The organism is Synechocystis sp. FACHB-383 (assembly GCF_014698605.1).
Lineage (GTDB): Bacteria > Cyanobacteriota > Cyanobacteriia > Cyanobacteriales > Microcystaceae > Synechocystis > Synechocystis salina.
In genome coordinates this window covers 183,966-207,013 of the sequence record NZ_JACJTJ010000029.1, presented here as the reverse complement: position 1 = coordinate 207,013, position 23,048 = coordinate 183,966, and the positions used below count along the sequence as shown (strand labels likewise).

Sequence of the window (23,048 nt, the reverse complement as noted above, 5' to 3'; positions counted from 1 at the left end):
CTCAGTATGTTTACCTTTCCATTGATATAAAGAATTTTTGACTAGCATTGGGTAATTTTTTATCAAAAAGACCAATTTATTTGCATTGGGTACTTATTTTTCCCTCAGTACTCCAGGTTTTGCTGACTGGGATGGTCTTGCTCTTGTTAGCACCACAATTGGATTTTTTTGACCAACTTAATAACAATGTTCCTCTTTTTTTGGTTTTGGGCATTGTCATTTTCCTAATTCCCACCCTAGCTAGCCTCTATATTGCTTGGTCGGTTATCAAACCGCTACGGCAACTAGTCACTGCAAGTCAGAGTCTGGCCGGAGGTGGTTGGCAAAGGCCACTGTCTGAACCAATGGCCTTTGCAGAAATTCAACAGCTAGCCAAGGCCATTAATGCTATGGCCCTGCGGTTGCAGCAAACCCTAGAGCAGGACAGGGAAGACTTTCAAGGCTCAAAGGAATTGTATCAACAAGTAGTACAAAATCAAACAGATTTTATTTTGCGCTCCCAACCGGATACCACCATCACCTTTGCCAATGACGCCCTTTGTCAAGCTTTAGGGCTTTCTTTAGCGGAGGTAATCGGTTTGCAATGGCTGGATTTCATTAGCGAAGAAGATTTAAACATAGTACTAGAAAAAATAGCCTCCTTAACTCCAGAAGAGCCACAATTTATCAATGAAAATCAGGACCAAAGGGCGGGAGGCGTAGTTGGCTACACCCAATGGATTAACCGGGGAATTTTCAATGACAATGGTCAACTAATTGAAATTCAGTCCGTTGGTCGGGATATCTCGACCCTTAAAGAAACCCAACTAGCGTTAAAACAAAGTCAGAAATTTATTGAAAGCATCGCTGAAGCAACCCCTAGTCTTCTATACATATATGACCATGTTAAACAAAGTAATGCCTATAGTAATCGTTCTGTAGGTGAGTTTTTGGGTTATTCCCCTGAAGAAATTAAAGCAATGGGGGCCAGCTTGTTTGCAAATATTTGCCACCCAGAAGACTTGCCACGAATTTTAGCTGCCATCGAAAATTGTCAAAAATTAAGGGACGGTGAAATACTTGAAATTGAGTATCGCGTCAGGGATGCTAGGCAACAATGGCGTTGGCTCCTGAGTCGAGACTTAGTTTTTACCCGCACAGAAACAGGACAACTTTGGCAAACCTTAGGCACAGCCCAGGATATTACCCAACGAAAAGAAGCGGAAATAGAGTTACAAAAAATTAAAACTTTCCTCGCTTCCATTGTAGAAAATATTCCTGACATGGTCTTTGTTAAAGATGCAGAAAATTTGAGATTTTTAGAATTAAATAAGGCTGGCGCAAATTTAATTGGTTATACCAAGGAAGAGGTGTTAGGAAAAAGCGACTACGATCTATTTCCGCAAGAGCAGGCTGAATGGTTTATCCAAGAAGACCAAAAAGTTTTATTGACAGGGAAAGTTAAAGATATTCCTAGGGAATTTATTCAAACCAGTCACGGGGGAGTACGTATTCTACACACCAAGAAAATCCCCATTGCGGACGAAGTGGGTAGGGCAAAATACCTATTAGGAATTTCAGACGATATTACCGAGCTCCTCGAATCAGAACAACGTTTACAGGAATTAGCTCGTCATATTCCCGGGGTAATTTATCAGTTTAGGATGCGTCCCAATGGCACATTTCACTTTCCCTATGCCAGCGAAGGTATCCGTGATATTTATGGCGTTACTCCTGAGGAAGTGCGGGACAATTCCGATGCAATTTTAGCAGTGCTCCATCCCGACGAATTAGATGGACTTTTTCAATCAATTTACACTTCAGCGGCAAACTTAACCCCTTGGTATTATGAATACCGGGTTTGTTTTCCCGAAGGAAGGGTTATCTGGGTATTGGGTTACGCTACTCCCCAGCGGGAAAGCGATGGGGGAACTATTTGGCACGGTTACATTAAAGATATTACTGAACAAAAAGCTAAGGAATATCTACTAATTACGGAAAAAGAGAGAGCAGAAAATGCCGAAAAAATTCTAAGAAAAGCTCAAATTCGCCTCGAACGATTTAATAAAAAATTGAGTTATCTAGTGGATATTGATGGACTAACAAAAATCCCTAACCGCCGCTGTTTTAATGTGCGTATTAAGCAGGAATGGGGCAGATTATCCCGGTCTCAACAACCGTTATCGCTGATTTTATTTGATATCGATTATTTCAAAAATTACAATGACTGTTACGGCCATCCCCAGGGAGATAATTGTTTGATTAGGGTAGCTCGGGGGGTAAGAAGGTCAGTGAGTCGCCCGGTGGATTTGCTAGCTCGTTTTGGGGGAGAAGAATTTGCCATTATCCTGCCGGAAACTGACGGCGAAGGGGCTCTACTGGTAATGCAAAAAGTTGTTAATGCCATCGCCCAGTTGGCGATCGCCCATGAAGCTTCCCCCATCGGTGCGCAAATCACCATTAGCTTAGGCATCAGCACCCAGTTTCCTTCTAAGGAAAATTCCCCCAGGACCCTCATCGAGCAAGCAGACCGGGCCCTGTATGAAGCAAAACGCCGGGGGAGAAATCAATATGTGGTCTGGACGGAGGAACTGGAAGGGGAGTCCTCACTTTCATGAGGTCCCAAGGCTAGGACAGCATCCTTGAGAGCTTCAGAGCGGTCGATATAGCAATTACTTTCGGGTACAAAGCGGAACACTTCTAATTTTTCCAGGCGCCGTTTGGTTTGGCCCGTTGCTCCCACAATGTACACTGCTCGACCTTTCTCTGCTGCCTCTTCAATGGCATTTTCTAGGGCCAGGGAAGCGGTTACTCCCAAATGGGGTACATCACTAACATCGAAAACAATCGCGTCACATTCTTGAATGGCATTATGCTCCCTGGCGATCGCCTTAGCCACCCCAAAAATCATCGGCCCACTCAGTTGGAAGAGCAACACCCGGCCATTCCCCTCATCTAACCAACGTTTTTCATTGGCGGAAAGGAGAATTTCGTCGTCAGCGTCGCTAATACTTTTCACCGCTTCGGACTGCAACGCACTCATACGGTCAATGGTGAGAATATTGGCAATAAATACACCAATACCGACTGCCGCAATTAGATCCACCAGCACCGTCAGGGCAATGACCGCATACATAATCAATGCCCCTTTGATGGAGACATGGTGGGCCCGCTTGAGGAAACCCCAGTCAATAATGTCCACCCCAACTTTGAAAGCAATACCCGCCAATACGGCCAGGGGAATGGTAGCCGCCAATTTAGCCGCCCCAAGAATCACCACCAATAACACCATCGCCCGGATCAAGCCAGACAGGGCTGTGCGTCCCCCGGACTGGATATTTACCACCGTCCCCATGGTGGCCCCAGCTCCCCCCAAACCACCAAATAAACCAGACATCACGTTGCCGATGCCTTGGCCGACTAATTCTTTGTTGGAGTTATGTTCTGTACGGGTCAAGCTATCCGCCACCACCGAAGTCAGGAGGGCATCAATACAGCCCAGCATCCCCAAAACGGCCGCATCGATCAGCATCCTCTGTAACTGATCAGCCTGGAACATTGGTAGTTGTAGAGCGGGCAAGCCAGCCTGAATTTCGCCAATGCGACGGATATCCAGATCGCCAAACAGAGTGATGGAAATAATTGTCCCTAACACCAAAGCCACCAATTGGGGTGGAGCAAACTTTTTCCAACGGGAAGGCATAAACCAAATAATGCCCACCGTCATCAGGGCCAATAGGGTCTCCACTGGTCTGACATTGCTAACTAGATTCGGTAGGGCCTGGAGGGTGCCAATCACTCCTCCCTTGGGATTAGCTTGGCCAAGGAAGGGGGCCAACTGCAAAATCACCAAAATAATGCCAATGCCGGACATAAAGCCGGAAATGACGGTATAGGGCATCATGGTGACGTATTTGCCCAATTTGAGCAAACCAAAAGCAATCTGGAACAGACCCGCCATCATCACCACGGTGAAGGCCATGGCTAAGCCATTCTCGGGATCCGCCGCTACTAAACTGGCAATAACTGCCGTCTGTACCACAGTCATGGGCCCAGTGGGTTCCGAAATCAAGGTGGGGGTGCCGCCAAACAAGGCCGCAAAGAAACCCACAATCACCGCCCCCCAGAGTCCGGCCGTGGCCCCCGCTCCAGAAGCAATCCCGAAAGCTAGGGCCATGGGGAGGGCAATCACCGCCGCTGTTACCCCGCCAAAAATATCCCCCTGCAGGTTCCTAAAATTAATTTTGTTAGTTATTTGCATTATTCAATTCCCCAAAAATGGGTTAGTCATAGTCTTTAATCTATTCAAAACAGATTTTCATAGAGAATATTCTAGGGCTGATTTTTGTTTCAGACAATGATACAGATAGATGAAATCTATATGAGATCCTGGCCTTAACCCTTTGATGGTGAGCTTCATCGATGTCCCACCGCCAAGCTTGGCAATGGTCAATCCCCCTCAGCTCTGGTTGGGCAAGTTTTTGCCTGGTTATTCGCCTAAACTGCGGGGATCCAGGGCATCCCGTAGGCCGTCCCCCAATAGATTAAAAGCCAACACAGTCAAAATAATTAGTACTGCCGGGGGCCACACCAACCAGGGTTGTAACACCAAAATAGAAGCATTGGTGGCAATGGAAAGTAAATTGCCCCAACTGGGGTCCGGTTGTTGAATGCCCAGGCCGATCAAGCTCAGTACTGATTCGGCCACAATGAATCCGGGCACTGCTAGGGTGGCGGAAATAATGATGTAACTGGCGGTTTGGGGCAAAATGTGGCGCACAATAATCCTTCCGGCTCCGGCTCCCATGGCTTTGGCGGCTTGGACGTATTCCTGTTGTTTGAGGGAAAGCACTTGGCCTCGAATTACCCTAGCTAGCCCAGACCAACTAATAAAAGAAGTAATTACCACAATGAGCAAAAACCGTTGGGCACTGCTCAAACCGGGAGGCAGTACCGCCGCTAGGGCCACCAACAGATAAATGCCGGGGATGGTCATCAGCACTTCCACCAAGCGCATTAAAACCACATCTAGCCAACCGCCGAAGTAACCAGCCACGCCCCCCACCACCATACCCAGGGGAAAGGAAATGGTAATCCCAATCAGCCCAATAAATAAACTAATTCGGCCGCCGAATAACAGACGACTAAATTGATCTCGTCCCTGTTCGTCTGTCCCCAAAAGGTTCAATTTACCGGGCCCTAGGGTGCCAATTAAATGGCGATCGCCTGGGATGCCTGGAAAAATTTCCACCGGGGTAAAACTGGGCGGTAAGGGCAATTTAATTTGTCCCCAGACGTAACCATCTCCTTTAACCCAAAGGCGGACTGGGGAAGGTTGGCTGAAATCCACTTCTAGGGGTCTTAATCCCGTTTCTAAATTCGTGGGCAACTGGCGGGTGGGATAAACAGTGGGCCCGATCCATTGCCCCTCCGGCGCACCGCGTAGCGGATCTCCGTGAGATCGCCAATAGATTTGGGTAGGGGGCAACAGGGAACCATCTACCTGGGCATTGTAGGGATTGTAGGGGGCAAAAATATCCGCGCCAATGACAACTACATAAAACAACAACAGCAGGATGGCACCCCAACGGGCCAGGCTATTGCGTCGCAGTTTTTTCCACCAATCCATAAAGATTTGTCCCCTAGCAACGGCCGCTATCCAAATCCAGATAACGCTCAATCAACAAAATAGCAACAATATCATCCACCGGGCGGGGGGGAGTCCTTAAACCGAGGGGTACCAAACGCCCCAATCCTTGGGGGGGATACATTTGCCAATATCTTTGCCTGGCTTCCACGGTACTATTTTTTTCGTTTACCAATGCTAGGGCCATGGCTGGGGGCAAATAACTTTGCAGTTCTTTTTGCCATTGTTTAGCAGTGGTTTGATTACCCATTACCACTTGTCCCACTTGATATTGCTCACACAGGGACGGTAATCGCTGGGGTACCTCCTGAGCCGGAATGGTTTCGTGGTACAAAATCTGGCGATCGCCAGTCATTACCGCCACCCCGCATTTATCCCGACCGGGGTCAAATCCTAAATAATTCATACAATTTGCCAAATTTTTCACCGGGCTAACGTCCCATGGTAATGGCTAGGCCGTTATCACAAAACTAGTCCTCAAAAGGCGTTGCCAAGGCCTCATACCATTGAAAAGTACCCTCTAGATCCTCCCTGTAACGGAAAATTGTTGGCAAACTCCTTGATGGGAATTGAAGGTAGGTTTTCCTTCTGCAGTCGGTTCCGGGTCTGATAGAGAGAAAAGACCGTTGAGTATATCATGGGCATATAAGACGTTTTTGTTGGTTGCCACTGCCTTGCATAGCGAAGTTATTTGTTTTCCTCAACTGCCCCTCGCTGTTTATCGGGAAATCGCGGCCCATGTGCAACAGCTTGCTGGTGTGACCGCTACCCTTCTAACTCCCACTTTTACCCAGTTTGACTATTACAACAGTCAGGTGGGCGGCCTAGAGCTGACTCTACAGGATGATCTTTCCCCTGGCGATCGTCAAGTTATTGAGGAAATTTTGGCCTTCTATGCCGGTCGATATGGAACTCCGGAGCGACGACCCGCCATGGTTTCTTCCTACACCGCCTAGATTCCATTGCCCCCACTGCCCTCAATTTGATGGTTGCTAACCCTGCCCTGCCCCCCCAAAACATTGAAGCTGAAGAATATATCCTCGGGGGTATTCTGCTTGATCCAGAGGCGATCGGTCGCATTATTGACCTCCTAGTGGTGGATGCTTTCTACGTCAAAGCCCACCGTTTGATCTACGAGTCCATGCTCAGCCTCCATGGTCAAAGTCAACCCACGGACTTAATGTCCGTCAGCAGTTGGCTCCAAGACCACCATCACCTAGAGGCGATCGGGGGCATGGTGAAATTAACTCAGTTGTTGGACCGTACCATTTCCGCGGTGAACATTGACCGTTTCGCCGTTCTGGTCATGGACAAATATTTACGACGTCAACTCATTGCTGCAGGGCATGACATTGTTGATTTAGGTTATGAAACTAGCAAAGAATTAGAAACAATTTTCGATGAATCGGAACAAAAAATATTTCGCCTTACCCAGTCTCGACCCCAAGCAGGGTTAGTACCGCTATCGGAAACTTTAGTTAATACTTTTATTGAGCTAGATAAATTACACGAAAAATTATCTAGTCCGGGGGTAGAAACCCAATTCTATGATCTTGATGCTATGACGGGGGGATTACAACGGGCAGATTTAATTATTTTGGCCGGAAGACCATCGATGGGCAAGACAGCATTCGGTTTAGGAATTGCCGCTAACATTGCTAAAAATAAAAATTTGCCGGTGGCTATTTTTAGCCTAGAAATGTCCAAAGAACAGTTAGCATTAAGACTGTTAGCCAGTGAGTCTTTAATTGATAGCAATCGTTTGCGGACGGGACATTTTAGCCAGGCGGAATTTGAGCCTTTAACGGCGGCCATGGGCACCCTTTCTAGCCTCCCCATATACATTGATGATACTGCAAGTATTTCAGTGACCCAAATGCGGTCCCAAGTGCGTCGCCTCCAAAGTGAACAAAAAGGCCCCCTGGGCATCGTTTTAATTGATTATTTACAACTGATGGAGGGTGGCAGTGATAATCGAGTGCAGGAACTATCAAAAATCACCCGTTCTCTCAAAGGTTTAGCTAGGGAAATTAATGCGCCGGTAATTGCGTTATCTCAGCTCAGTCGGGCAGTAGAATCAAGAACTAATAAGCGACCAATGATGTCAGATTTGAGAGAAAGCGGATCTATTGAGCAAGACGCTGATTTGATTATGATGATTTATCGAGATGAATATTATAATCCTGACACCCCAGATCCAGGGGTAGCAGAACTACTAATTGTTAAACATAGAAATGGTCCCACTGGTGTAGTTAAATTATTATTTAAACCAGAATTTACCCAATTTTTAAATTTGCAACAGAGTCGGGACTACTAGATTTGCGAAATTTGTCCATCAGCAGGCTTTGCAAATACACAGTTACCTTGAGCACATCGGGTGCGGTACAGTAAAAGCTGTTAATTTGTTATCCAAACTACCCTAGCCTTCGCTGCTATGCTTCCCCTATGCGAGAACAGATTTCTGTCCTTACCCAAAATCTTAGTCAAACCATTGTGGGCAAGGATGAGGCCATTCGTTTAGTGTTGGTGGCCCTGTTGAGTGGAGGCCATGCTTTGTTGGAAGATGTGCCCGGTGTGGGCAAAACCCTCTTGGCCAAGTCCCTGGCTCGTTCTATTAACGGTAAATTTCAGCGGGTGCAGTGTACCCCCGATTTATTGCCCACCGATATTACCGGCACTAACATTTGGAACCCTAGTAGTCGTGAGTTTGAATTTTTGCCTGGCCCGGCCTTTGCCAATATTCTCCTGGCCGATGAAATTAACCGAGCTACCCCCCGCACCCAGGCGGCTTTGTTGGAGGTGATGGAGGAAAAACAGGTCACAGTGGACGGTGAAACCCGGTTGGTGCCCCATCCCTTTTTTGTCATTGCTACCCAAAATCCCATTGAGTATCAGGGGACTTTTCCATTGCCGGAGGCCCAGTTAGATCGTTTTGCCCTTTCCCTTAGTTTGGGTTATCCCTCGGAAGCAGAAGAGTTGAAAATGCTCCAGCGGCAACAAAATCCAGAGGCGATCGCCGTGGGGGATTTAGAGTCTTGCATTTCCCTTGAAGAAGTGGAGGCATTACAAAAAGCGGTGCGGCAGGTAAAACTAACGGAGGATTTACAACAATATCTCCTGCGCTTAGTGCGGGCTTCCCGAACGGATGAAGATGTGACCTTGGGGGTTAGTCCGAGGGGAACAACGGCTCTGCAACGGGCCACCCAAGCCTATGCTTTTTTAGAAGAACGGGACTATGCCATTGATGACGATGTCAAGTTTGTGGCCCCCCATGTGTTGGCCCATCGGTTAATTCCCGCCAGTGGCAAAGATCCCAAGGCAATTTTGCAAAGACTTTTAGACCGGGTTCCCATTGGTGATTAATTGGGATCATTGGGCTTCCAATTTCCAATGGTGAGCAACTCTGAAGCTCCAACATCCATGGTTACTTTCGCTAACTTGTCATCTTCTAACAGTAATTTTCCATGGCCAACACCCCCATTTTGATTACCGGTGGAGCAGGCTTCATTGGTGCTAACTTTGTTTACCATTGCGTTCAAACCTACGGCGATCGCCCCATGGTGGTTTTGGATGCGCTCACCTATGCAGGACACAGAGCCACCCTAGCTCCTTTGGAAAAACTGCCTAATTTTCGCTTTGTCGAAGGAGACATTGGCGATCGCCCTTTGGTGGATCAACTATTAAGGGAAGAACAAATTGAAACCATTGCCCATTTCGCAGCGGAATCCCATGTGGACCGCTCCATCCTTGGTCCTGGAGCCTTTGTGCAAACCAATGTGGTGGGCACTTTCACCTTGTTGGAATCCTTTCGGCAACATTGGCAAAGCCGGGGTAAACCGGCCCAGTTTCGTTTCCTCCATGTTTCCACCGATGAAGTTTATGGCAGTTTAGCCCCCGATGAACCGGGTTTTTCAGAAACCACTCCCTATGCCCCCAATAGTCCCTATTCCGCCTCCAAAGCTGGCAGTGACCATTTAGTGCGGGCCTATTTTCACACCTACGGCTTGCCTACCTTAATTACCAATTGTTCTAATAACTACGGCCCCTACCAATTTCCCGAAAAGCTTATTCCCCTCATGTGTCTTAACATTTTGCGCGGGGAAAAGTTACCAGTATATGGGGATGGGAAAAATGTGCGGGATTGGCTTTATGTCCAGGATCATTGCCGGGCCTTGGACTTAGTTTTAACTAAAGCCTTACCGGGACAAACCTATAACATTGGCGGCAACAATGAGGTTAAAAATATTGAATTGGTGGAACTTTTATGCGACCTCATGGACGAATTGGCTCCTAATTTGCCAGTTAAGCCAGCCCGAAAACTGATTAGCTATGTGACCGATCGCCCTGGGCACGATCGCCGTTACGCCATTGATGCCAGCAAAATTAAACGGGAATTGGGCTGGGAGCCAGAAGTGACAGTGGAACAGGGATTAAGACAGACCGTGCAATGGTATTTGGACAATGAAGCTTGGTGGAGACCCCTGTTGGGGTAACGGGTCTTTGGCAGGATGATTGCTGCCCCGTAAATGTTTCCCGACGGATTGGGCAATATTTATTGCTGGGGCTGATTTTGATTGTTTTGTTCTATCTGAATGCGGAGGGGGGCATCGGGTTTTTCCGTTAGACCGAGGCTATTGAGCACTTGCACCACGCCAAAGGCCACTAAGACCCCCAGCATTAGTCCTCCCACCACTAGGATCACAAACCAGTTGCGGGCTTTGCGTAGGGCTTCCTCCCGTCGGGCCCCAGTGATGTCATCATATTCATCCAGATTGGAATTACCGTCGTTGGAGCCACCGTTGGGGGAAGGGAAAACCATAAAATTTTAGGGCGATCGTCAAAATAGCCCCTTAAGATTATCTCGATTTTCCGCGCTGGCAAAGGCCAAACTCCCCCCATCCTGCTCAAATCCTAAAATTGGAGACGATCAAATTGGGGTCCCTAGGCGGATTACTCCGATAATTTAGGCGCAAATTTATCCGGCACCTCCTGGAGATGGTCAAATTGCCAAGTGAAAGTTCCCACCCCAACGGTCAAGGAACGCAGTTCGATGATGAAATTTTGTATTTCTGCTTGGGGTAAATGGGCTGCTACCTGGTCCCAATTTTTCCAATCGGAGCGGGCTTCGTAACCCAAAATTTGGCCTCGGTGCCCACTGACCAATTGCAACACCCTAGCAGTGAACTCCGCAGGAGCCACCACTTCTACTTGCAAAATTGGCTCTAACAACACTGGTTGACATTGGGGCATTCCTTCCGTCATGGCTAGGCGGGCCGCCTGTTTGAAAGCCTGTTCAGAACTGTCAACGTTGTGGTACGAACCGTCGGTTAGAGTAACGGCTATATCCACCACCGGATAGCCAAGGGGACCCTTAGCTAGATACTCCCGCACTCCCATTTCCACCCCGGGGACATACTGTTTGGGCACCACTCCCCCCACAATGGTTTCACTAAAACTAAAGCCACTGCCCCGTTCCAGGGGTTTGATGGTGAGGTACACATCCCCAAAAGCTCCATGGCCACCAGTTTGATGTTTATAGCGACCGTGAACTTGGGTGTCCTTGCGGATAGTTTCCTTGTAGGGCACTTCAGGTTGGCTGGACACCATGGGCAGTTTATATTGCCTTTCCAACCTTTCCAATGCCACTTTGAGATGGATTTCCCCTTGGCCCCAAAGGATTACTTCCTGGGTTTCAGGATTTTGCTCCCAGGTGAGGGAAGGGTCTTCCTCCACCAATTTTCCTAGGGCAGTGCTGAGTTTAACCTCATCTTTCCTCTGTTCCGGGGCGATCGCCAGACCATAGACCGGGGGCAGGGGGTCAACAAAGGGGAGGGGTTTAACTGCGGCGGTGCAGAGGGTGGCCCCAGTGTTGATGTTTTCCAACCGAGCTAGGCCGACAATTTCCCCCACAGTGGCGCTTTGCATCGACGTTTGCTGACTGCCAAAAAGACGGTAAATTCCCCCCAACCGTTGACCATTGAGGGCATCGGCCTCCTGTAAAGTGCCCTGCCAAATGCGGGCCAAGGATAACCGACCCTGGGGAGTGAAATAGGTTTTTAATACCTGGGCAATGACCGGCCCGGAGCCATCGGTACTCAAACCCCGGCGGGCCGCCGTCACACTGGGATCCGGCGCTTCTTTGATCAATACATCTAGCAATGGTCGGACGCCAAAATCCTGCTCCGCTACCCCCAACACCACCGGCACAATTAAATCTGCCCCCAACTCCTGTTTGAAATCCGCTTCAATCTCTGCCTGGGGCGGTTCCACTTCCTCCAATAATTCTTCCAACAGGCGATCGTCAAAGTCTGCCAACGCTTCCAACATCTCCTGGCGGGCCTGGTGTTCCGCTCCGGCCAATGCCGCTGGCAAGGCAATGGGATCGGCCGCACTGCCACTGTGGTACTGATAGGCCTGCTCCGTAATTAGATCAATGTAGCCCTGCAACTCCTCTCCCTTGTAAATGGGGTACTGCTGGGGAATCAGGGGGCGGGAAGAAACACTTTTTAGGGCCTGGAGTACCTCCCCAAAGGACTGTTTAGCCCGGTCCATTTTGTTGATAAACACCAAATGGGGAATGGCCCTATCGTCCAAAAATTTAAATAAAGGGGCGAGGGTCAAAACCCGGCTCACATCTGCCTCACAGACGATGACTGCAGTACCGGCCCCCATCAGAGCGCCATAGGTTTCCTGGGCAAATTCGATGGAGCCTGGACAATCGAGGAAATTTAAGCGCAAATTTTCATAGTCAATCCTCGCCACGCTCACTTCTACGCTCATTTTGCGGGTCTTAGCTTCGGGGCTACTATCGCTCACCGTGTTGCCATCTTTGATATTCCCCTTACGGCTGATACTGCCACTGACCCACAAAACACTTTCGAGCAAGGTGGTTTTACCACTGCCATAGGGGCCAACAATGGCCACGTTGCGGAGGGATTCATTCGTGGGGTTGTTCATAAAAAAATACCTGAAAGGCTCTTATTGCTGAGCCTAACCCAGAATTCCCGGCCTCAAACCTCTCCGCAATCTCTTGTAAAATTCGGGCAGGAGATTGTTAACTCTGGTTAAGTTTCAGTGAGTAAAAAACGACATGGATTATCGGCAAGCGGGCGTGGATGTGGAAGCAGGAAGGGAATTTGTCAGCCGCATTCGGCAACAGGTGGAAAGTACCTTTCGCCCGGAAGTAATGGGGGGCATCGGTGGTTTCGCCGGGCTGTTTGAAATTCCCCCTGGCTATCAAGCTCCCGTGTTAGTGTCAGGGACGGATGGGGTGGGTACCAAGCTAAAAATTGCCCAGGCCATGGACCAGCACCACACCATTGGCATTGATTTGGTGGCCATGTGTGTGAATGATATTTTGACCACTGGGGCAGAACCGCTCTATTTCCTCGATTACTTAGCGACGGGAAAACTGGAGCCGGCCCAGTTGGCGGACGTGGTGACGGGCATTGTGACGGGCTGTAAACAAAGTGGCTGTGCCCTATTGGGGGGAGAAACGGCGGAAATGCCTGGCTTTTATGGCGCAGGGGAATATGATGCGGCGGGTTTTGCGGTGGGCATTGTGGAAAAGTCCGAGTTACTCAACGGCTCCCAGGTAAACATTGGCGATGTGGCGATCGCCGTGGAGAGTTCCGGGGTCCATAGTAATGGCTTTAGTTTGGTGCGAAAAATTATTGAGAGTAATGGTTGGCAATGGTCCGATTGTTTACCGGAGTGGGGGGGCAAGTCCTTGGGAGAAATCTTTTTAGAACCTACCAGGATCTACGTCAAACCCATTCAAGTGTTATTAAAGTCGGGAATTAACGTCCACGGCATGGCCCACATTACCGGCGGCGGGCTACCGGAAAATCTTCCCCGATGTTTGGGACCAGGACAATCAATCCAGGTCAAGGCCCATAGTTGGTCTCCCCTGCCCGTATTTAACTGGTTAGCGGACAAAGGCCAGGTCAACTCCACCGCCATGTTGGAAACCTTTAATTTGGGGGTGGGTTTTGTGGTGCTGGTATCTCCAGAGCAGGGCCAGGCGACCCTAGACTTTTTCTCGGGGCAAGGTCTGGTGGCCAATCAAATTGGGCAGGTGATAGAAGGAAATGGTTCCTTCGTCTGGCTAGATTAAATCTGGGCTAGAAAAGCTTCTCAAAAGAGTATCTCTAGGCAAACATCTTTTTCAATGTTCATCAAGTAAAGAGACCATAGTCAAGACTCTTTTCCCATTGAAGGAGGGACCGATCGCCATTGGTGGATGTTTTCTCACCTTCCCTAATTGGCCCTGGCTTGGATGACCTGTAAACTACCCCCGGCATAAAGACGCTGATCGATAACGGAGAAACCAGCTTGGTCCAGTAACGCCCCTAAATCGGTGTTAATTAACTGCCAGGCGGTTTCCGTTTCAAACAGGCCCATAAAAATTGCCAAGGGCGGCCAGAATAGCCAATTACTGGGACGGTGTAAATCCACCAAGGTAAAAATCCCCCCTGGTTTAAGCACACGATGTACACCGCTGATAATGCTCCGCAGTTGTGGCGCAGTCATTTCGTGCAGGGCGACGCTGGTGTGGACTAGGTCGAATTCCTTATCTCCGAAGGGTAAATCTTCGGCTAACCCCTGGACGTAGGTTGCTTGGGGCACGTTAGTTTTTGCCCTGGCCAGGGCCTTGGGAGAAGCATCCAGACCCACCACTGTGGCTCCGGTTTGGGCTAAATAAGTAGTGGCTTGGCCACCCCCACAACACAAATCCAACACCTTCTGTCCCGGGGAGATGGCTAAATTCTCCAACGGCAATTGGTGGAAGCGCTCTTCCCCCCCTACATTCAAGGTCGCCAGGCGGGAAACCAAGGCATAAACCCAGGGATATTGATAACTCCAAGTGCGGAAAATAGTTGCCATGACCTAGAAAGAAATTCGAACGACGTTTGTAGGGTGGGATTCTTTCCTTTTCGCCATCTATTGTTACACTTGGTAAAGAAACTGAAAATTATTCTACTAAGCTTAACAATTATGGGTCGTGTTGGGGTCTTACTGCTAAATCTTGGCGGACCGGAGAAGTTAGAGGATGTACGCCCCTTCCTTTTTAACCTGTTTGCGGATCCGGAAATCATTCGTCTGCCTTTTCCTTGGTTGCAAAAACCCCTGGCATGGCTGATTTCCACCCTACGGGCGAAAAAGTCCCAGGCTAATTACGCTGAAATAGGTGGCGGTTCTCCCCTCTTGCAGATTACCGAAGCCCAAGCTGCCGCCCTCACGACCCGCCTCGGACGCCTTGGTCAAGATGCCAAGGTGTACATTGGCATGCGCTACTGGCACCCCTTCACGGAAGAGGCCGTGGAAAAAATTAAAGGCGATCGCCTGCAACGATTGGTAATTTTGCCCCTGTATCCCCACTTTTCCATTAGCACCAGCGGTTCCAGTTTCCGGGTGTTGGAGGAAATGTGGCGCAATGATCCTAGTTTGCGGCAGTTGGACTATAGCTTGATCCCTTCTTGGTACGACCATCCAGGCTATCTCCAGGCCATGGCGGATTTGATTGCGGAAGAGTTAAAGAAATTTCCCAATCCAGACCAAGCCCATATTTTCTTCAGTGCCCATGGTGTACCCCAAAGCTATGTGGATGAAGCGGGAGACCCCTACCAGGCCGAAATTGAAGCCTGTACCCGTTTGATTATGCGGACCCTCGATCGCCCGAATCAATACACCTTGGCCTACCAAAGTCGGGTGGGACCGGTGGAATGGCTCAAGCCCTACACAGAAGAAGCATTGCAAGCACTAGGGGCGGAGGGCATTGATGACCTCTTGGTGGTGCCCATTAGCTTTGTGTCAGAACACATTGAAACCCTGCAAGAAATTGACATTGAGTATCGAGAAATCGCCGAAGAAGCAGGCATTGATAATTTTCAACGGGTGCCCGCCCTCAATACCCATCCACTTTTCATCGATGCCCTGGCCGAGATGGTGATGGATTCCCTCAACGATCCCCCCTGTACCTTTGAAACGGTGCCCCATCCCAAAAAGAACATGAAAATGTATCCCCAGGAAAGATGGGAATGGGGGTTGACGACGGCGGCGGAGGTGTGGAATGGTCGCCTAGCCATGTTGGGGTTCATTGCCCTGTTGGCGGAGTTGATCAGTGGCCAAGGCCCCTTACATTTTGTGGGACTGCTCTAGAAAACTTTTGCAAGCCTCCCAACCCCCAATTCTGGGGGAATTTAATTATTGACACTAATCTTCAGACTGTTTTATCCAGGGAACTGGGGCGGTAGTTGCTTAGTCCCATTGAACTGTAATTGTTGCTCCAATTGATAAGCCAACGCCAGGACTAGGGCATCAGCAGCGGGCCTACCAATAATTTGCACACTCAGCGGTAAACCCTGGTCGTCAAATCCCACCGGAATGGCGATCGCCGGTAGGCCGGCCGCATTGGCGGGGGGGCAGGGGGCAATCCATTCAATAATTTTTTGCACCACGTCTGGGGGCGACAAATGGGCCCATTCCCCTACTTTGGGAGGCTGGTGGTTAAAAACAGGCAAAATCAGAGCGTCATACTTTTCCATAAAGCCGACAATGTGACGGGAAATCACCTGCATATCCCTTACTCCCCGCAGATAATCCCCGGCAGTGCCGCTGGTTTCCCCTAACCATTGATTGACTGTCTCCAATAGGGGCAAAGGAATGCCAGAGGCCCCCACCCCAGCTTTCCAAATTTGAGCGAACGGTTCAATTAATCTGGTGACGTCAAAACAGGTTTCCTCCAATTGGTGTCCCAAGTCCCCAGCGGCGCCGATCGCCTTGGCCACTGCCCCTTGAATGGCGGCAGTACTAGCAAAGGGAGGTAGGGAAAAGGCATAGGCTAAGCGCAACTTACCGGGGGCTTCCCCAGTGGTCTGCAAAAAAGGGCGATCGGGAGAGGGTAACCAATAGGGATCCCCGGTTATGTAACCTTCCATTACATCCAACAGGGCCGCCGCCTCCAACACTGTGCGACTGAGGGGACCATGGCAGGCAATGCCACTCTGGTAATCCCCCACCGGAGCCTGGGATACCCTGCCACGACTGGGTTTAAAGCCCACTAAGCCGCAACAAGCCGCTGGAGTTCTGACGGAGCCGCCCCCATCAGAGCCCTGGGCAATGGGCACTAATCCCGCCGCCACCGCTGCCGCACTACCGCCACTGGAGCCCCCGGCGTTGTGGTCCAAATGCCACGGATTCCGCACCGGCAAAAACCCCGGGGGTTCGGTGTAGGGAAATGAACCCAGTTGGGAAGTGACGGTTTTACCCACAATGGTGAATCCCGCCGCCTTCATTTTTGCTACCACGCCATCATCATAGGTGGCTAAATTTTCCTTCAGGGCTGCCACCCCGTAGCTCACCGGCATACCAGCAACGCAGTTTAAATCCTTAACCGCAATGGGGACGCCAAAAAATGGTGGCAAGGGCTCAGAATTTCCCACGCCCGCTAAATACTCAGTTTTTTCCTTAGCATCGGCGATCGCCGACCCGTGGGCCACGTGGGCAAAACTACCCACTGTCTGATCATATTTCCCCAGGCGATCGAGATAATACTGGGTGATTTCTAAAGGAGAAACCTGGCGAGTGCGGACTAGTTGGGCTAGGTCCAGGGCGGTGAGCAAGGAGAAATTGGTCATATTCAGAGGGGCAAATAATTGGTGGTTAAAAAAACAAACCGGCAAGGGCCGTAAGACCTTAACGTAATTTGACAGAGTTAGCTCCTTCCCTAGTCTGCACCCAGACAGTTAAATAGCTGTATTACCCAAAATTCGTTCAATGTCCGCTTCGGAAAGTTTTTGTAGATAATTAATTTTAAATTCTTCCAGGAAATCAATTAATAACTCTTCAATATCTTCTAAATGATGTTGTTGATTAAGCTCCAAATTAAGTTCCGTGGTCAGCTTAGTGAGTAAATTTTCCAGCAGTCGCTCAAATTCCTTATCCTGTTCCAAAAAGCTTTGGAGAATGGTCAGTATGCGTTGGTAAAATATTGCGATCATATTGGCCATCATTTCCCGTTGCATATTTTTTACCCCAGGCAAACTTTGTAACTGGCTATAACCCTGGATTTGTCCTAGGGAAGATTGCATATTGTATAGCATAAAATCCTGCACTTCCGGTTCAACTTCTGGCAATACTTTTTGCAATAAAACCTGGGAAACAATCCTAATAATTTCTACCAATTCATTGCGGTTATTAAGATCGATATATTGGGTGGTTTTCGCCCGGTCTAAAATTTTTCGCAGCGCTCCTTCCCGCACCAATTGCTGCATTTGTTCCACTAGCCGCACCACAATTACCTCTGTCATATCTTCGGCAATGATGGCAACGAAACCCTGGGTAGCTTGCCCCTTGACCTTATTCAAATCCATCAATTTGGCCTTATCGAGCCTGACGGTGAGGGGGATAATTCGCAACCAACGGAAGAATGGCAAAAACAAGAAGAGGTCATACCAACGCCACAGCATGGCATCAACCCAACTGATTCCCCGGTAACGCAGGCTGATTAAACGGGTGCGCCCTAAGAAATCCACTAGGAAAATCAGGAAAAAAGGAAAATCAATTAAGCCAAAATTGTCCACTGGCTGGCCATTTTCGCCAATTTCACGGAAATAGTTGGTGGCGATCAGGGGTCTAATTTCCCGATCAAAAAAGAGTAACTGGCTGGTTAGTCCATTTTTTAACAGATATTCCTTAGACCAAAAAGTTTCAAAGGATTCGGTGGCGGAGGCATCGGTGGAACCAAAAACATGGAGCCGCATACGATTTTTAATCCGCTCAAAGGTGCCAGTTTTATTGGCAATTTGGAAGGGATTTTCTATAATCATCTGGGCGCTGTCTTGACGTAATTCGGCCAGGATATTATCAATTTCTTGCGCCTGTTGGACGTTGCCAGCTCCATCCAATGCCTGTTCATCTAATTTGCTATTTAACTCATCTACCAGTTCTAAATAGGCGGTGGTGGAACGGTACGGTTCAATGCCTTTTACCCAATCGTAATAGGGGGTGATATTGAAGGGAAAAATTCGCACGGGCTGTTTGGGAAATACCCGATGGAAAGGGCCGACTTTAACTGAAAGCTGTACTGTCCCCTGTAACCAAAAATCCCGCAATGGAATATAGGTCAAATCAAACAGAACTAAACCGTAATTAGCCAGTAAAATTAGAGCTAGCATACGCTCATACCAAAGGGGTACTGCTAGACGTTTTTTGGATCGGTCGAAGGGACGGGGCATAGTTAGAAATGACGAAATGCTTGGATGATGGCCGATCGCCAGACTTTAAGATTAGGCACGGAACGCCTCCCTGGCCAAAGTTGTGGCGAGATTAACTCTGAGTCCCCACCGTTGGAGGGGAAAAATTAAGTTTGCAGCCACGGATTCTAATGGCAGAGGCAAAAACAATTCGCAAACTGTTCCGTCCCAATTCTAGGCAAGAAATTGCCAATGGTAAAATCGTGGGGGTATAGATATCTTGTTTTTTAGCTAATTGCAACACTGTAACCATGCGTTTGAACTTTTCCCAGACTCTCTTTTTCGCTACCATTATGGGCGGATTGGCCTTGGGGACCATGGGTGAGGCCCTACCCTTTTTGCCTACCAATGCCGTTCAAGCCATGGAAGCTTCTACCTCTCCATCTCTCCAGGGTACTACTTGGTATATCAGTGGGTGGTCTGGCTCCCCAGTGCCGGGCAGTGCCCCGATCAAGTTGCAATTCAAGGACAATCGCCTGATGGGTACCGCCGGTTGCAATAGTTTTAATGGCGCCTACACCAGCAGTGATGGTAACTTAACCATTGGCCAAGCCCTAGCCACAACCCGCAAAGCCTGTGCCGCCGAGGTTATGGCCCAGGAACAGGAATTTTTGCAATTTCTGACCCAGGTAAAGACCTATAGCATCGGCAACGATGGACAACTGACATTGACCTACCTGAAGGATGGGGAACAGGGCAGTATCACTTTTATTCCCGCTAGTCAGTACAGTGCCCTCCACAACAGTCAATGGCAACTGGTGACCATGGCCGGGGTGGCACCCATCACTAACGAAAACTCCCAAGCAATACCCCAGATTCAATTCCTTGGCGATCGCCTGGCGGGGACTGGGGGCTGTAATCGCCTCATGGGACAGTTCACCATTGACGGGGAAAATTTAACCATAGATGAGCGCATGGCTTCCACCATGATGGCCTGCTCTGAACCCCTCATGAACCAGGAACAGCAATTTATTCAAGCCCTAGTCAACGCCCAAAAATACCAGATTCTCACCAGCGGTGAATTGGTGATCGACTACCTAGCGGCAGACAAAACTGAACAATTAGTTTTCTTGCCCCTGACGGCAGATCCACAGACCCAAGGATAGTGCCTCTAAACTAGGCACAAAGTACTTGCCAGAGAGAAAATCCACTAGTCCACCGCTGGGGCGGGGGGGAAATGCTCAGTCCATGTGGAAGGCGAACCACACCGACCAGACAAGAATTCCAATAAAGAGAACCGTCCCCACCACAAAGGCGGCATTATGGAGACTGTTGGTGTCGATGAGCGTCATACAATCAAGGAGGTGTTAGGGTTTAGGGCTTTCAGGGCCATTTAAATCCGTTAACCATTACCAGGGGGGCAAAGCAACAAGCCTTCCAAGTTTAGCCTCTGTTTGTCCAGGAACATTACCTTGGAGGGGAAAGGTCACAATTTTTGACAATTGCCCCATGGGAAAGCGTTAATTTAGCTTGATTACAGACTAATCGCACAATTTCATTGCCAAATCCCCAACCACCATGACTCCCCCCAATGCCCTACTTACAACCCGTCATTACCGGGCTGGTGATCTGATTTTTAGCCAGGGAGACCGGGGAAATTATGCCTACATTGTCGAAGAGGGGCAAGTAGAAATTTGGACAGAACTCCAGGGCGATCGCCTGGTGTTGAATATACTCCAACCGGGCAGTTTATTTGGAGAATTGGCCTTGGTGGATGCCAAACCCCGGTCTGCTTCCGCTTCAGCCCTGACGGACTGCATTCTTTCCCTGGTCACCCCAGACCAAGTTAACCAACGCATCGACACCGCCGACCCGATTTTGCGCCTACTGTTACTGGTGGTGATCGGTCATTTTCGTTCCGAGAGTAACAATTTTCGGGGCACTGATGAACCCTCTCCGGAATTGGATGCCGCCCTCACCAAAGCCAAACTTTCCTTCAAAGAACGTATCACCGATGCGGTGGACATGATCCGTTTAGAAGGAGAAATGCAAGAGGCGATCGCCAAAGAACAATTCCATCTGATGTACCAACCCATTGTCTTCATGAACGATCTACGTATCGAAGGTTTTGAAGCCTTGATCCGGTGGCAAAGTCCAAAACGGGGTTTTGTCCGCCCAGATGTTTTCATTGAGGTGGCCGAAGCAACGGATTTGATTATTCCCATCGGTCAATGGGTCATCGAACAAGGACTAAAAGATTTAAAAAGTCTGCAGACAAAATTTAACCCTGATTTGTTAATGAGTTTTAACATTGTCGGTCGACAGACCAATAACGAAGACTTCATCCCTTGGTTACTGGCCAGGGTAGATCACCATGGTCTAACCCCCAATAAAGTGAAGCTAGAAATCATTGAACGCACCCTTTTTAGCGGCGATAGTTCTGCCCCCTGGATCGAAAATTGTCGCTCCCGAGGGTTTGCCCTCGTGCTGGATGACTTTGGTACTGGCTATTCCAGCCTGCAATACTTAAACGAGTACAAAATTGACCGGGTCAAAATTGATAAATCCTTTGTGGATGGCCTGGGTACCAACCAAAACAGTGAAAGTATATGCTCCGCAATTTTGCAACTCTCCCATGCCCTGGGCATGACGGTGGTGGCCGAAGGTATTGAAACCCAAGCACAATTGGAAGTTTTGCGCTCCCTAGGATGCGACTATGGCCAAGGTTATCTATTTTCCCGACCCCTACCTTTTGATCAGGTCATGGCTCTGCCGAAGGATTCCTTTCGTTAGGGAAAAATATCTGTGAATAGTTTGATGATCAAAGAATAGAGTTTAATGTCCCATTGCTCACTGTTCAGGTCAAGACTAATTCTACTCTTGGTTTTCAGTTGGTATCAATCAGGTTTTCAGCATACATTAGTGCCTCTTGTTCGTCACTGATTTTCCCTTCAATGTGGGCAATGTGAATTTCCGTCAGCAGTTGGCCGATCAAAGGACTGGGTTTAATGTGTAACTTGTCGATTAAATCCTTGCCGGTAATTAACGGTTGGGGATGGGCCAGGCGATCGCCGGGGTCGAGGTAGTGGGATAAAAGTTCAAAGATAAAACTGTGGTAATCGTGGGGGCAGTGGGCCAGGGCATAGAGGACAAAATGGGGGAGATATTTGCCCAATTCCGCAAAGAAAAAGTAGAGTTGCCGTACGGTGGGGCTAGTTTCTAAACAACTTAACTGGGGATAGGCCTGCAAAATTGCCTGCACGGAGCGCAGTTCATGGCGGGAATATTTCAATCGTTGTAATTCCCCTTCGGCGGTTTTCACATCGGCGCAGACCAAACTGGCCAACTTAGCAATGGCAATGCCTTTTTTCCCCAACGCCTGGAAGAACTGCTGACGTTCTAGCAAAGTTAACTGGTTTTTGATGGCGGCGATCGCCAAATCAATGCAACCCACAGCGTTGAGGGAACTGAGGTTAGCGTGGGGAAACCAATGGCTCAGCATGCCGTCCTGCCAAGCAGCCAACAACCACTGACTACCCCGGGGACTGCCGAGTAAATAGTTAAATTCCGCCTGTACCCTCTCTGCCGCCACTGTTTTTATCCGGGGCGCTAATTGTTGTAAAACGATTCTAGTCGCTGGTTCAAGGGCAAATTGCAACTGGGCTGCCTGACGATAGGCCCGCAGTAACCGCAGAGGATCATCAGCTAAATTTACCGCCGCCACCATTTTTAGCTCGCCCCGTTGTAAATCCCCCACCCCCGCCATGGGATCAATGAGCCGATTTTGCTGGAAGTTATAGGCGATCGCATTAACGGTGAAATCCCGCCGGGCCAAATCCTGTTCTAAACTTTTCCCTTCCTGTTGGGCAAAATCCACGGTGCCATGGGCGAACACCACCCGGGCAATTTGTCGAGCCTTATCCAACACCACAAAACCAGCTCGATATTGACTGGCGATCGCCGAGGCCGTTTCAATGGCCCCACTGGGCACGACGAAGTCCCAATCCAAATATTCCCGCCGTCTACCCAACAGGGCATCCCGCACTGCACCACCGACCAAACAAGCCTGGGAAGGAAGTAGAGCCAGATCAAAGGGAACCTGTTGACGTAAATCAGCCAGGTGGCTCACAGGACAAAGCATAATCAATAACCGTTACCCCAGGACAGTTTTCAATGGCGGCACAATCCATCAGTCTAAGCTAGAGTAGCGAAAAATAGGCAAGAAT

At 49.0% G+C, this 23,048-nt stretch carries 18 protein-coding genes; 9 read left to right on the top strand and 9 right to left on the bottom strand.

What is annotated here, in order from left to right; translation table 11 throughout:
• Positions 1-131 precede the first annotated feature (131 nt).
• Positions 132-2,597 carry a PAS domain S-box protein gene (locus H6G45_RS07570; protein ID WP_190597842.1) on the top strand — a complete coding sequence of 822 codons (2,466 nt, stop codon included), beginning with the start codon at positions 132-134 and terminating at the stop codon, positions 2,595-2,597.
• Here H6G45_RS07570 and H6G45_RS07565 read toward each other — a convergent pair.
• From H6G45_RS07565 to H6G45_RS07555, 3 genes are all read right to left on the bottom strand, one after another.
• The gene (locus H6G45_RS07565; protein WP_190597841.1) at positions 2,546-4,240 is read right to left on the bottom strand and encodes a SulP family inorganic anion transporter; all 1,695 of its coding nucleotides are present in this window, start codon (positions 4,238-4,240) and stop codon (positions 2,546-2,548) included. The two genes, H6G45_RS07570 and H6G45_RS07565, sit on opposite strands and share 52 nt — an antisense overlap.
• A gap of 228 nt (positions 4,241-4,468) precedes the next feature.
• Entirely contained in the window at positions 4,469-5,608 is a 1,140-nt protein-coding gene (locus tag H6G45_RS07560; protein WP_190597840.1) for an ABC transporter permease, read from the bottom strand.
• A gap of 13 nt (positions 5,609-5,621) precedes the next feature.
• A complete protein-coding gene (locus tag H6G45_RS07555; RefSeq protein WP_190597839.1) occupies positions 5,622-6,032 on the bottom strand; it encodes a pre-16S rRNA-processing nuclease YqgF in 411 nt (136 codons plus the stop codon).
• Positions 6,033-6,285: 253 nt separating this feature from the next.
• Between H6G45_RS07555 and H6G45_RS07550 the strand changes: the two genes are divergently transcribed.
• The 4 genes from H6G45_RS07550 (at position 6,286) to rfbB (ending at position 10,119) form a co-directional block, all read left to right on the top strand.
• Positions 6,286-6,582, top strand: coding sequence for a hypothetical protein (locus tag H6G45_RS07550; protein ID WP_228025747.1), 297 nt, complete (start codon positions 6,286-6,288; stop codon positions 6,580-6,582).
• Positions 6,583-6,611: 29 nt separating this feature from the next.
• Entirely contained in the window at positions 6,612-7,943 is a 1,332-nt protein-coding gene (dnaB, locus tag H6G45_RS07545) for a replicative DNA helicase (RefSeq protein ID WP_190597838.1), read from the top strand.
• 128 nt (positions 7,944-8,071) lie between these two features.
• The gene (locus H6G45_RS07540) at positions 8,072-8,989 is read left to right on the top strand and encodes a MoxR family ATPase (RefSeq protein WP_190597837.1); all 918 of its coding nucleotides are present in this window, start codon (positions 8,072-8,074) and stop codon (positions 8,987-8,989) included.
• Between the two features lie 101 nt (positions 8,990-9,090).
• On the top strand, positions 9,091-10,119 hold the full coding sequence (gene rfbB, locus H6G45_RS07535) for a dTDP-glucose 4,6-dehydratase (protein WP_190597836.1): 1,029 nt from the start codon (positions 9,091-9,093) through the stop codon (positions 10,117-10,119).
• A gap of 59 nt (positions 10,120-10,178) precedes the next feature.
• Here rfbB and H6G45_RS07530 read toward each other — a convergent pair whose 3' ends face one another.
• Both H6G45_RS07530 and H6G45_RS07525 read right to left on the bottom strand, forming a co-directional pair.
• The gene (locus tag H6G45_RS07530; RefSeq protein WP_190597835.1) at positions 10,179-10,445 is read right to left on the bottom strand and encodes a hypothetical protein; all 267 of its coding nucleotides are present in this window, start codon (positions 10,443-10,445) and stop codon (positions 10,179-10,181) included.
• Between the two features lie 131 nt (positions 10,446-10,576).
• A complete protein-coding gene (locus H6G45_RS07525; RefSeq protein WP_190597834.1) occupies positions 10,577-12,583 on the bottom strand; it encodes an elongation factor G in 2,007 nt (668 codons plus the stop codon).
• Between the two features lie 133 nt (positions 12,584-12,716).
• Between H6G45_RS07525 and purM the strand changes: the two genes are divergently transcribed.
• On the top strand, positions 12,717-13,742 hold the full coding sequence (purM, locus tag H6G45_RS07520) for a phosphoribosylformylglycinamidine cyclo-ligase (protein ID WP_190597833.1): 1,026 nt from the start codon (positions 12,717-12,719) through the stop codon (positions 13,740-13,742).
• Between the two features lie 143 nt (positions 13,743-13,885).
• Here the strand turns inward: purM and H6G45_RS07515 are convergent, their stop codons facing one another.
• A complete protein-coding gene (locus H6G45_RS07515) occupies positions 13,886-14,512 on the bottom strand; it encodes a class I SAM-dependent methyltransferase (RefSeq protein ID WP_190597832.1) in 627 nt (208 codons plus the stop codon).
• 111 nt (positions 14,513-14,623) lie between these two features.
• Here H6G45_RS07515 and hemH point away from each other — a divergent pair, with 111 nt between their 5' ends.
• Entirely contained in the window at positions 14,624-15,787 is a 1,164-nt protein-coding gene (hemH, locus tag H6G45_RS07510; RefSeq protein ID WP_190597831.1) for a ferrochelatase, read from the top strand.
• A gap of 71 nt (positions 15,788-15,858) precedes the next feature.
• Here hemH and H6G45_RS07505 read toward each other — a convergent pair whose 3' ends face one another.
• Together H6G45_RS07505 and H6G45_RS07500 are read right to left on the bottom strand one after the other, a co-directional pair.
• The gene (locus H6G45_RS07505) at positions 15,859-17,265 is read right to left on the bottom strand and encodes an amidase (RefSeq protein ID WP_242018089.1); all 1,407 of its coding nucleotides are present in this window, start codon (positions 17,263-17,265) and stop codon (positions 15,859-15,861) included.
• Between the two features lie 108 nt (positions 17,266-17,373).
• Positions 17,374-18,864, bottom strand: a complete 1,491-nt coding sequence (locus tag H6G45_RS07500; protein ID WP_190597830.1) for a hypothetical protein — start codon at positions 18,862-18,864, stop codon at positions 17,374-17,376.
• Positions 18,865-19,133: 269 nt separating this feature from the next.
• Between H6G45_RS07500 and H6G45_RS07495 the strand changes: the two genes are divergently transcribed.
• Positions 19,134-19,988: an META domain-containing protein gene (locus tag H6G45_RS07495; RefSeq protein WP_190597829.1), complete on the top strand. Its 855-nt coding sequence runs from the start codon at positions 19,134-19,136 to the stop codon at positions 19,986-19,988.
• A 412-nt stretch (positions 19,989-20,400) separates the two neighbouring features.
• Positions 20,401-21,615, top strand: coding sequence for an EAL domain-containing protein (locus tag H6G45_RS07490; RefSeq protein WP_190597828.1), 1,215 nt, complete (start codon positions 20,401-20,403; stop codon positions 21,613-21,615).
• A gap of 94 nt (positions 21,616-21,709) precedes the next feature.
• Here H6G45_RS07490 and H6G45_RS07485 read toward each other — a convergent pair whose 3' ends face one another.
• A complete protein-coding gene (locus tag H6G45_RS07485; RefSeq protein ID WP_190597827.1) occupies positions 21,710-22,963 on the bottom strand; it encodes a CCA tRNA nucleotidyltransferase in 1,254 nt (417 codons plus the stop codon).
• Positions 22,964-23,048 lie beyond the last annotated feature (85 nt).

Coding starts and splice junctions, on each gene's coding strand:
- H6G45_RS07570 (WP_190597842.1), top strand. CDS start 132: ATGGTCTTGCTCTTGTTAGCACCACAATTGGATTTTTTTGACCAACTT.
- H6G45_RS07500 (WP_190597830.1), bottom strand. CDS start 18,864: ATGCCCCGTCCCTTCGACCGATCCAAAAAACGTCTAGCAGTACCCCTT.
- H6G45_RS07485 (WP_190597827.1), bottom strand. CDS start 22,963: ATGCTTTGTCCTGTGAGCCACCTGGCTGATTTACGTCAACAGGTTCCC.
- H6G45_RS07540 (WP_190597837.1), top strand. CDS start 8,072: ATGCGAGAACAGATTTCTGTCCTTACCCAAAATCTTAGTCAAACCATT.
- purM (WP_190597833.1), top strand. CDS start 12,717: ATGGATTATCGGCAAGCGGGCGTGGATGTGGAAGCAGGAAGGGAATTT.
- hemH (WP_190597831.1), top strand. CDS start 14,624: ATGGGTCGTGTTGGGGTCTTACTGCTAAATCTTGGCGGACCGGAGAAG.
- H6G45_RS07505 (WP_242018089.1), bottom strand. CDS start 17,265: ATGACCAATTTCTCCTTGCTCACCGCCCTGGACCTAGCCCAACTAGTC.
- H6G45_RS07515 (WP_190597832.1), bottom strand. CDS start 14,512: ATGGCAACTATTTTCCGCACTTGGAGTTATCAATATCCCTGGGTTTAT.
- H6G45_RS07525 (WP_190597834.1), bottom strand. CDS start 12,583: ATGAACAACCCCACGAATGAATCCCTCCGCAACGTGGCCATTGTTGGC.
- H6G45_RS07495 (WP_190597829.1), top strand. CDS start 19,134: ATGCGTTTGAACTTTTCCCAGACTCTCTTTTTCGCTACCATTATGGGC.
- H6G45_RS07555 (WP_190597839.1), bottom strand. CDS start 6,032: ATGAATTATTTAGGATTTGACCCCGGTCGGGATAAATGCGGGGTGGCG.
- H6G45_RS07560 (WP_190597840.1), bottom strand. CDS start 5,608: ATGGATTGGTGGAAAAAACTGCGACGCAATAGCCTGGCCCGTTGGGGT.
- rfbB (WP_190597836.1), top strand. CDS start 9,091: ATGGCCAACACCCCCATTTTGATTACCGGTGGAGCAGGCTTCATTGGT.
- dnaB (WP_190597838.1), top strand. CDS start 6,612: ATGGTTGCTAACCCTGCCCTGCCCCCCCAAAACATTGAAGCTGAAGAA.
- H6G45_RS07565 (WP_190597841.1), bottom strand. CDS start 4,240: ATGCAAATAACTAACAAAATTAATTTTAGGAACCTGCAGGGGGATATT.
- H6G45_RS07490 (WP_190597828.1), top strand. CDS start 20,401: ATGACTCCCCCCAATGCCCTACTTACAACCCGTCATTACCGGGCTGGT.
- H6G45_RS07530 (WP_190597835.1), bottom strand. CDS start 10,445: ATGGTTTTCCCTTCCCCCAACGGTGGCTCCAACGACGGTAATTCCAAT.